This is a genomic window from Bacteroidota bacterium, assembly GCA_039714315.1.
In the GTDB taxonomy this organism is placed as follows: domain Bacteria; phylum Bacteroidota; class Bacteroidia; order Flavobacteriales; family JADGDT01; genus JADGDT01.
Map to the genome: position 1 here is coordinate 1 of JBDLJM010000115.1, position 10,153 is coordinate 10,153.

Genomic DNA, 10,153 nt, shown 5'->3' on the forward strand with positions numbered 1-10,153 from the left:
CACATGCACATGCAATTGAAATTATAATACAATAACATTTCTGTAAATGTATAATTACATAAGTAAATGAAAGATAAACCAAATAAAGGAAAAATATCTCGTCTGGATTTTATAAAAAAAACCGGATTGATGATTGGTGGAGTTGGACTTTTAAGGGGAGCAGCCCTTCCTGCATTATCATCGTGTGATAGATCAAAAGAAATGATTCCTTTGAACCTGCCGGATGCAAAGGTTAAGATTGGATTTATTGGAACCGGACAGAGATTACAAGAGCAGATAAAGTATGCATTGGATGCAATACCAAATTTCGAAGTTATTGCTTTGTGTGACATAATTCCTGAGCGAGCTCAAAAAGCGAAAGAATTTATTGCACCTAATGCTCAAACTTATACAGACTACAAGAAATTATTGGCAAATAAGGATGTGGAAGTGGTAGTTGTAAATACTCCGCTAGTAAGTCATTTTCAAATAGCAAAAGATTCTCTGGAAGCTGGAAAGCACGTGAATTGCGAAAAGACGATGGTTTATTCTATCGAGGAAGCTATCGAATTAGAAAGAATTGTGAAATCAAGACCTAATCAGATATTTCGTGTAGCACATGAGCATAGAAAAAACCCTTCAGTAAACAGAGTCAAAGAAGTTGTAGATTCAGGCGTTCTTGGTAAAATAACTCATATAGAAGGTCGTTGGGATAGCTATAACGATTGGGGAAGAAAACTTGATCAGTTTGCTTCCGGCAAGGTAGATCCAAAATGGGAGGAAATGGTTAATTGGCGTAAGTATACTAAGTACTGCGGTGGATTGATGACCGAAATTATTACGCATTTGGTGGATACTACAAACTATATACTGGGTACTCATCCTATTAAAGCAATGAGTTCGGGTAGTATTAACTATTGGAAAGACGGTCGTACAACCTATGATAATGTTGATACAGTATATGAATATCCCGAAGGATTTCACGGACACTTTGGTGCAAACAGAGCATCTCAGTACGAAGGTGGATTTTTTAAAATATACGGAGAGTTGGCAACCATAGAGTTTAGAATGGGAGTGAAGCACGATGTGAAAATTACTCCAAATCCAAAACTTAAGGATAAGGCTGATATTGATGGGGTAACAGGAGCTTCGATAAAGATCATAAAAGATTCTGAAAAGAAAACCCTTACTGTTGAAGATGATGTTTACGAATCTTACAACGATAATATGTATACTTATAATGCCGATACTATCTTCAGTTATAAGCATTTACTGGATATGGTAGTTGAAGGAGCTCCGGTTGATATTTCTGTAACAGATGGAAAGAAGACAGCTATTAGTGTTCACATGGCTAACTTATCAAACCGAAATAACACAATAGAATACTGGAAACCTGAATATAATGGTTAAAGAGTCCTTGATTGAAAGAGCAATGAATAATTTTTTCCTAACGATTGTTGCCGCTTTGACTTTGTTTTCTTGTAGTGAAGAACAAAATAGAAAAGGGAATTTAAAATTCCCGAACAAACTCGAAGTTAATAGCGTTGAACAATTTGCGATATCAAAATGGTTGACAAACGACGATAATAACTGGGAAGTAAAAAAGGAAAACGGAGAGTTTCGTTTGAATCTTTTACATAAAGGAGAGTTTGGGGCTATCAGAAAACCATCCTCATTTGCAGTACTGAAGGATTTGGATATTACTGATTTTGAGTTAACTCTCGAAGCTAAAAGTCTTGTCGATTCCACTATCAAAGGAAGAGATGTGATTGTGTATTTTGCATTTCAGGATTCTCTTCACTTTTATTATGTACATGTATCAAACGAAAATCACAAATATCACAATATAATAGGAGTGGTGAATGGAAGCGACCGACTGCCAATAACAACAAAGCTGGAGGAAGATTCAAAAGCTCGTTTACACGGATATGAATGGCATAAAATAAAAATTGTTAGAAAAATAGAATCAGGGTCTGTAAAAGTTTATGTAGATGATATGGATAAACCAATTCATGATATACAAGATAAAACTCTAATGCATGGAAGTGTAGGAGTTGGATCTTTTGATGACTATGGTAGTTTCAGAAACATTAAACTTATGTATAACTCTGATAAAAAAAAGAAATAAGAATACTGAGATTTTGATATGGATATAAAAAGAAAAATAAAATTAGCCCTTGCGGCTGTAGGACCGGGATTGTTTCTGATAGGGTACAATATTGGAACAGGTAGTGTTACAACTATGGCAAAGGCAGGTGCAGAATATGGAATGTCACTTTTTTGGGCGGTTGTTTTATCAGCATTGTTTACATATGTACTTATGGTTGCCTATGGGAAACTTACTATTGTATCTGGTAAAACGGCACTGGCAAACATTAAACACGAATTTGGCAAAATAGGAAAACCGCTTGCCCTTTACATATTTATAGCTTTGGTTATAGGAGAGGTAATGGCTCTTATGGGAGTAATGGGAATTGTTGTTGACCTTATTAAGGAAGGAATTTATATCATTGATCCAACTTTTGGTTCTGATAATATCGGAATATGGATTACGTTGTTTATTACAACAATATTGTATGCATTGATTTGGAAAGGTAGCTACAAGTCATTCGAAAAAGTATTGACAATATTTGTAATAATTATGGCTCTGAGTTTTATCGTTGTTTTCATCCTTGTGAAACCTGATTTCAGTGAAATTCTTAATGGACTGATACCAAGTATCCCTTCAAATGGAGCTATGAAAATTATTGCAGCAATGGCCGGTACTACTTGCTCGGCAGCTGTATTTATTATGCGTAGTACTGTAGTAGCAGAAAAAGGATGGAGTCTGAAAGACCTGAAAATTGAGAGAAAAGATTCTGCTGTTTCTGCAATAATGATGTTGTTCCTTAGCGGAGTTATAATGGCTGTAAGTGCCGGAACATTAAAAGTAATGGGGCTTCAGTTAAATGAAACTAAAGAGATGATAAGCATGTTTGAGCCTATTGGAGGAAAAGCGGCAGCCTTTCTTTTGATCTTTGGTATTGTAGGTGCAGGTATTTCAACTGTATTCCCTATAGTACTTATAGCTCCTTGGTTATTAAGTGATTATAACGAAAAACCAAGAGATATCAAATCTCCGTTATACAGAACATTAACTTTCGTAGCATTAATATTTGCCTTCGGAATGCAGTTCATGGACGAACGTCCTATTGCTGTAATGATAATTTCTCAGGCTTTTCAAACACTAATTCTTCCGGCAGTAGTAATACCGGCATTTATATTGTTAAACCGTAAATCGTTTATTGGTGAATACAAGGCAAAGTTAAAGGAGAATATAGGAATAATGGCAGTTATCATTTTTTCATTGGTAACAGCGTATTTCTCATTAGCAGAGATGTTGTAATAGTTTTAGATTATTTGGGCATTGGGTCGAAGCCAACACAGTTAAAAAAGATAAATAAGTAAGATGAAAATAGATGTAACAATAGTAGGAGGAGGAATGATTACGAATGATCTCATTCTTCCTGCAATTTATCACCTGCAAAGAACAGGTATTGTTAACGAAATAAATATATCAGCATTAAATAGTGCTCCATTAAAAGAGTTAAAGGAAAACCAGGATCTGAAAGATAATTTCCCGGGACAGGATTTCAATGCCTACCCATCAGTGGATAGATATGAGGATGAATTGTATCCTGATTTGTTCAGAGAAGTATTGGGTAATATGAAAAAACGTCAGGTTGTTGTTGTGGCATTACCCGATCAGCTTCACTATACTGCTGTAAAAGAGGCTTTGGAAGCTGAGCAGAATGTGTTGTGTGTAAAACCATTGGTCTTAAAATATGAACAGGCTGTTGAATTGGAAAAACTTGCCCTTGATAAAGGTTTGTTCGTTGGTATTGAATATCATAAACGTTTCGATAGAAGAGCACGATTGGCAAAGAAAAACTATATGGCAGGTAAATTCGGTGACTTCAAAATGGGAGAAGCGAAAATGATTGAGCCATATTATTATCGTTATTCAAACTTCCAGAATTGGTTTACCACAGATAAAACCGATCCCTTTGTGTATGTAGGTTGTCACTATGTTGACTTGGTTTACTATATATCAGAATTAAAACCGATTGAAGTTTCTGTTCAGGGGGTAAAAGGAAAATTCCCTAATGGTAACGAAGGTTATATGTGGGCAAACGGACGTGTTCGTTTCGAGAATGGAGCTTTGCTTAATGTAACAGATGGATTAGGTTATCCTGATGATGCGGCCGGAGGTAACGATCAGGGGCTTGTAATGTATTGTGAAGGTGAAGAAAGAGCCGGAATGATAAAGCATGACGACCATTTCCGTGGAGTGCAGAATTCATACCTTGAAAAAACTACAGGTCCTGTAAATAAATACTTTGGATTTGTTAATCCTGATTTTGTACAAATGGCACCATGGACGGGCGAAGGTCTGGAACCAATAGGTTATGGAGTAGAATCTGTAAATGCAACTATTGTACAATCGTTGGAAATCCAAAAAGCAGTTGAAGGTTTGTCGGAAGAAGAATCTTTAGTAAAACGTCGCGAATTGATAAAGGAAGTTGATGCTAAAAATCAAATTGCAACACCAGCAAATTCGTACATAAACGAATTAGTAGTTGAAGCAGCCCGTTTGTCAATAGAGAATGACGGTGATCGCGTAAAAATAGTTTACGGCGATAATGCACACGTGGAATTAGTTAGAGGAAAATAATACGAATATAGAAACGTATATATGTACTGTTAACAAGCTTACATAAACATGCGTTTCAGAAATAAAAGAAAAATCATGGCAGTATATGATTTAACACCGGTTGAAGTACCGCAGATAGAAACAAAATACAGAAGTATTAAGACAGCTATTCCTGTACCGGAATCAGTTGAGATATTTGAAAGAATAGTAAAATCAGAACCTCGTTCAATGCAGGGGCAACCTCCTGTTGTTTGGCACAAAGCAAAGGATTTTACAATTGAGGATAAATGGGGAAACCGTTGGATCGACTGGTCTTCAGGAGTACTTATTACAAATGCAGGTCACGGACGCGATAAAATTAAAGATGCTTTGAAAGAAGCAGTCGATAATGATTTGCTTTCGACTTATGTATTTATGCACGAAAAAAGAGCTTTGCTAACAGAAGCTTTGGCAGGTAAATCGCCTGATTCTGAAAATTATAGAGTATTCTTGCTTTCATCAGGTTCAGAAGCTACTGAAAACTGTATTAAGCTTGCTAAGACTTACGCTATGGAAAAGCATGGTCCGCAAAAGAAATATTTCGTAACATTTACTGATGCTTTCCATGGTCGTACAATGGGATCACAGTTAGCAGGTGGTATTCCGACTCTTAAAACATGGATTGGAGAATCAGCTGATAAATCGTTTATTCAGGTTCCTTTTCCTAATGGATATCGTCAGCCGGATACATCATTTGATCTATTTCTTAAATCAATAGAGGAGCAAGGTGTTAAACCGGAAGAAATTGCAGGAGTTATGACTGAGTCTTATCAGGGAGCAGGTACAGAGTTTTTGCCATACGAGTACGCACAGGAACTTTCAGCTTTTTGTAAGAAATACGATATAGTTTTGATTATGGATGAAGTTCAGGCTGGATTCGGGCGTTCAGGAAAATTCTGGTCATTCGAACACTACGATGTTAAGCCCGATTTAATCGCTGCCGGAAAAGGTATTACTTCATCACTTCCTTTGTCGGCTGTAATTGGTCGTAAGGAAATAATGGAACTTTATGCACCGGGATCTATGACTTCAACTCACTCGGCATCACCACTGCCGGTAGCCGCTGCTTTGGCAAACTTAGAAATTATCGAGGAGGAGAATTTGGTTGAGAAAGCTGCTAAATTAGGAGAGATCCTTAATCCTGAGTTGGAAAGAATTCAAAAGAAATACCCGGATGTATTGGGAGAATTTAACGGAAGAGGTCTGGTTGCAGCTATACAGGTTGTAAAACCGGGAACAAAAGATCCTGATCCTGCAACAGCTCAGAAAATCAATCTAGCTGCATTGTACAAAGGATTATTGATGTTTGCGCCGGTAGGATTACAGGGGGCAACACTTAAAGTAGTTCCTCCATTAAATATTACAGAAGAAGCACTTCGCGAGTCTATTGTTGTATTCGAAGAAGCTGTGGATGAAATTTTAGGATAAAATAATTTAGTACAATAAATTTTGCCCTGCTGGTACTTTTGAACCAGCGGGGCTTTTTAATCAGAGTCCGATGAGAGGAAATTTATTAACCACTAAGATTCATAAAGCAAAGCTAAAAGTATCATATAGAATTAACAGATTTGGGATATCTGTGAAGCTTAAAAATAGTCTATTAAAATCAGTTTTATTGTAAGTGATGTGGATCAAAAAGTGATTTTTATTGCCACTTTGTGTATTGTATAAAACAGTTTCTTTCTTTTAATTTGATGGTTATAGTGAATGCTATAAGCTATTAATTAATTTTTGCTTTTATTAGGTTGAGATTAATATAGATTATTGATAATAATTTTAATGGGTTTAGGAGTTCTTATCTTGAATTCATTCTATAAAAAATATATAGAATTATGAATAGTAATACGATAATTGGAGTTGATTTAGGTGGTACAAAAATCCACAGTGGACTAATTGTAGGAGGAGATGTTTTGGAAGAAAGCAAAGTTCCTACACCACAGAATGCAACTCAGGAAGAAGTTTTAGAGGCAATTGTAACTGCCATCAATAATGTACTGAATGATGAAGTAGAAGGTATTGGTATTGGCTTACCGGGAGTAATGGATCTCGAAGAGGGAGTTATTATCAATACTGTAAATATACCTTCTTTAAATGGATTAAAAATTACAGAATATTTGACTTCTGTATTTGAAGTGCCAGTTTTTATTAATAATGATGCAAACTGTTTTGTTATTGGTGAAAAATATTTCGGTCATGGAAAAGAATATAGCGATATAGTTGCAATGACTCTTGGTACAGGATTAGGAGGAGCTGTGGTTGTTAATAATAGATTGTACTCAGGAAAGAATGTTGCTGCTGGAGAAATATGTGCTATTAAATATAAGGAGCATGATTTAGAGCATTATTGCAGTTCTCAATTCTTTAAGAAGGAGTATAATACTACCGGACTGGATTTGTACAATAAGGCAAAAGAAGGCGATGCAGAAGCATTAAGGATTTTTAAAGAGTATGGGAACAATTTAGGTGAAGCAATATATACTTTGATTTTAGTGTATGATCCGCAGCTTATTGTAATTGGTGGTTCCATTGCTGGAGGAAATGAGTTCTTTGTAGATGGAATTCACGAAGTATTAAAGACTTTCCCTGTTCAGGAGCAAATTAAAAAACTTAAAATAGCTTTTTCTAATGAGCCCAAAGCAGCAGTACTAGGAGCAGGAGCTTTGGTTTACGACGGAAAAGAAGAAGGATTTAATATTAAGCACTAACACGTGGACAGTAGATATATAGATATTGTAGAGCTTTTTAAATCAGGCGTTAATGAAGTAAAACCCGATGTTTTATTGGGTAATAGTATATCGCTTAATAATAATGAAATGCTGATTAAAAATCAATCGGGCAGGGTTTTGGTGATTGATTTGTCGAAATATGATAATGTTATTGTTATTGGAGCCGGAAAAGCTACTGCAGCAATGGCCAAAAAACTGGAAGAGATACTGGAAGCAAAAATCACTTCCGGTACTATTGTTAGTAAGTACGGTTTTAAGGCTGCTTTAAAAGTAATAGATGTTCTTGAAGCCAGCCATCCTGTACCGGATGAAAACGGAATGAAAGGAGCGCAAGCTATTGTCAATATCTGTAAAAAAGCTACGGAAAACGATTTGATAATAAATCTTTTGTCGGGTGGAGCATCTGCCTTGCTTCCACTACCGGTAGAGGGAGTGAGCTTAGAAGAAAAACAAGCTGTTACAAGCGATCTTTTAGATTCAGGAGCAAGTATCGACGAAATCAATATTATCCGCCGACATTTATCAGATATTAAAGGAGGAGGATTGTTAAAGTACATATATCCTGCCGATTTAGTAACCATGGTTATTTCTGATGTAATTGGTGATAAAATTGATATTATCGGATCAGGGATTACTTATCCTGCAGAAAGGAATATAGAAGATTTTAACCGCATAGTTGAAAAATATAATCTTTCCGGTTCTACTATCGATTTTGTTAGGGCTAATGCTGGTAAAACCAAAGAAACTAAAATAGTTTCTGACGAAAAATTGGAAGATTACAAAGCTTCAAATTTAGTTCTGGGTAACAATACACTGGCCTTAAGCAAGATTAAGCAAGAAGCCGAAAAACTTGGATACGAAACTGTCATTGTAACATCTGAGCTTGAAGGAGAAGCAAGCGAAGTGGGAGAGAAGTTGGTAGAAGATGCGGTTGACTTTAGATATAATAAAGCTGAATCAGGAAAAAAATATTGTTTTTTATACGCAGGCGAAACAACTGTGACTATAAAAGGAAAAGGTAAAGGAGGAAGAAATCAGGAAATGGTTCTTGCAGCCGCCAGAGCCCTTGAAGGAACAGATGGAATTACCTTTTTAAGCGGAGGAACCGATGGAAACGATGGGCCAACAGATGCAGCAGGTGCTGTTTGTGATGGTACAACTTTAAAAAATGGAGATGATAAGTATTTAGATATTAATGAATATCTTGATAATAATGATTCCTACCACTATTTTAAAGAAACCGATGAATTGTTATTGATAGGACCAAGTGGAACAAATGTTATGGATGTTCAAATCGTTTTGATTGATGCTACATTGCATTGATAACCTATAGGTACGATTCACGAATGGCACCAATATCATGCACGAATTGATATTATATTGTAAGAAAGAATACATGGAAAGAATAAATTTTAGAATACAATTAAACGAAGGATTTAAAGAAGAATACGAAAAGCGTCATAATCCGGTTTGGGAAGAATTGGAAAGTCAGTTTTTGAATAATGGGGTTATAGAGTATAATATTTTTATGGATGATGATACTAACGAAATTTTTGGTGTTATTACCGTCGAATCAAAACAACATTGGGAAGAAATTGGGAAGTCGGATGTTGTTGCCCGTTGGAGAAAACACATGGATCCTATTTTTGCCAAAAACGCAGATGGTTCTGTTAAAATGACCAGAATGAGAGAGGTTTTTCACATCATGAAAAAAAACTCGTAGAGACGATTCACGAATCGTCTCAATTATTATGTTAGTTTTACCTATAACGAAAACAAATGAACAATGAAACCAAGGCCATACGTATTAAAAGAAACAAACTGGAAATCAGTTAAGGATATAGATTATAAAGTAGCAATTCTTCCATGGGGAGCAACCGAAGCACATGGTTGGCACTTACCTTATGCAACTGATAATTACGAAGCAGCTATGGTTGCAGAATTGGCTGCAGAGAAAGCATGGGAACAAGGAGCAAAAGTAGTTGTATTACCTGAGATTCCTTTTGGAGTTAACACTCAGCAAATGGATCTTAAGCTAACTATCAATATGAACCCTTCTACTCAGCTTGCAGTTCTACAGGATGTTATTGAGAGTTTAGAAAAGCAAGGAATAGAAAAACTTGTTGTTTTAAATGGTCATGGTGGAAATGATTTTAAGTGGATTATTAGAGAGCTTCAAAAAGATTCAGATGTATTTATCTCGGCAGTTAATTGGTTCGCTATAAAAGATGAAGATGGGATTTTTGACGATCAGGGAGACCATGCCGATGAAATGGAAACAAGTTTTATGTTGCACGCTTACCCTGAGCTGGTACTACCAAAAGAAGAGTGGGGAGATGGTGAAAGTCATAAGTTAAAGATAGATGCCTTAAACGAAAATTGGGCATGGACACCTCGCGAATGGACTAAGGCTACTGTAGATACCGGGGTTGGTAGCCCCAAATTAGGAACAGCCGAAAAAGGAGAAAAATTTATTGAATATGTTACTAACAAAATAGCAAAGTATTTTGTTGATTTGGCCGATGCCGATGTTGATGATTTGTATGAAAAATAGTAGTTGTTATTTTTGATTTTACTATACAAAGGGAGAAGCTTATTGAGTTTCTCCCTTTTTTTGAGGTTATTAATCATTTTGAATAGTAATTGAATTACTTATCTATAGTGCCAAATCTTTACTACATAGTGTCAAATAGTATATTGAGTTTAGAAGAATGAT

9 protein-coding genes are annotated in these 10,153 nt (G+C 35.9%); all 9 read left to right on the top strand.

Annotation, left to right across the window (positions count from 1 at the left end; translation table 11 throughout):
* Positions 1–66: 66 nt before the first annotated feature.
* The gene (locus ABFR62_10825) at positions 67–1,389 is read left to right on the top strand and encodes a Gfo/Idh/MocA family oxidoreductase (protein MEN8138913.1); all 1,323 of its coding nucleotides are present in this window, start codon (positions 67–69) and stop codon (positions 1,387–1,389) included.
* Positions 1,382–2,107 carry a family 16 glycoside hydrolase gene (locus ABFR62_10830; GenBank protein MEN8138914.1) on the top strand — a complete coding sequence of 242 codons (726 nt, stop codon included), beginning with the start codon at positions 1,382–1,384 and terminating at the stop codon, positions 2,105–2,107. Before ABFR62_10825 ends, ABFR62_10830 begins: the two co-directional genes overlap by 8 nt.
* A gap of 18 nt (positions 2,108–2,125) precedes the next feature.
* Positions 2,126–3,364 carry an Nramp family divalent metal transporter gene (locus ABFR62_10835; GenBank protein MEN8138915.1) on the top strand — a complete coding sequence of 413 codons (1,239 nt, stop codon included), beginning with the start codon at positions 2,126–2,128 and terminating at the stop codon, positions 3,362–3,364.
* A gap of 63 nt (positions 3,365–3,427) precedes the next feature.
* Positions 3,428–4,693, top strand: coding sequence for a Gfo/Idh/MocA family oxidoreductase (locus ABFR62_10840; protein ID MEN8138916.1), 1,266 nt, complete (start codon positions 3,428–3,430; stop codon positions 4,691–4,693).
* A 75-nt stretch (positions 4,694–4,768) separates the two neighbouring features.
* The gene (locus ABFR62_10845; GenBank protein ID MEN8138917.1) at positions 4,769–6,139 is read left to right on the top strand and encodes an aspartate aminotransferase family protein; all 1,371 of its coding nucleotides are present in this window, start codon (positions 4,769–4,771) and stop codon (positions 6,137–6,139) included.
* A 404-nt stretch (positions 6,140–6,543) separates the two neighbouring features.
* Positions 6,544–7,416 (top strand): ROK family protein, encoded by an 873-nt coding sequence (locus tag ABFR62_10850; protein MEN8138918.1) that lies wholly within the window; start codon positions 6,544–6,546, stop codon positions 7,414–7,416.
* A gap of 3 nt (positions 7,417–7,419) precedes the next feature.
* On the top strand, positions 7,420–8,760 hold the full coding sequence (locus ABFR62_10855; GenBank protein MEN8138919.1) for a DUF4147 domain-containing protein: 1,341 nt from the start codon (positions 7,420–7,422) through the stop codon (positions 8,758–8,760).
* Between the two features lie 73 nt (positions 8,761–8,833).
* On the top strand, positions 8,834–9,160 hold the full coding sequence (locus tag ABFR62_10860; GenBank protein MEN8138920.1) for an L-rhamnose mutarotase: 327 nt from the start codon (positions 8,834–8,836) through the stop codon (positions 9,158–9,160).
* A gap of 63 nt (positions 9,161–9,223) precedes the next feature.
* Positions 9,224–9,991 carry a creatininase family protein gene (locus ABFR62_10865; GenBank protein MEN8138921.1) on the top strand — a complete coding sequence of 256 codons (768 nt, stop codon included), beginning with the start codon at positions 9,224–9,226 and terminating at the stop codon, positions 9,989–9,991.
* Positions 9,992–10,153: the final 162 nt, after the last annotated feature.

Bases quoted from the DNA above. Each gene is read 5' to 3' on its own strand.
- ABFR62_10840 (MEN8138916.1), top strand. From the start codon at position 3,428: ATGAAAATAGATGTAACAATAGTAGGAGGAGGAATGATTACGAATGAT.
- ABFR62_10860 (MEN8138920.1), top strand. From the start codon at position 8,834: ATGGAAAGAATAAATTTTAGAATACAATTAAACGAAGGATTTAAAGAA.
- ABFR62_10850 (MEN8138918.1), top strand. From the start codon at position 6,544: ATGAATAGTAATACGATAATTGGAGTTGATTTAGGTGGTACAAAAATC.
- ABFR62_10825 (MEN8138913.1), top strand. From the start codon at position 67: ATGAAAGATAAACCAAATAAAGGAAAAATATCTCGTCTGGATTTTATA.
- ABFR62_10845 (MEN8138917.1), top strand. From the start codon at position 4,769: ATGGCAGTATATGATTTAACACCGGTTGAAGTACCGCAGATAGAAACA.
- ABFR62_10835 (MEN8138915.1), top strand. From the start codon at position 2,126: ATGGATATAAAAAGAAAAATAAAATTAGCCCTTGCGGCTGTAGGACCG.
- ABFR62_10865 (MEN8138921.1), top strand. From the start codon at position 9,224: ATGAAACCAAGGCCATACGTATTAAAAGAAACAAACTGGAAATCAGTT.
- ABFR62_10830 (MEN8138914.1), top strand. From the start codon at position 1,382: ATGGTTAAAGAGTCCTTGATTGAAAGAGCAATGAATAATTTTTTCCTA.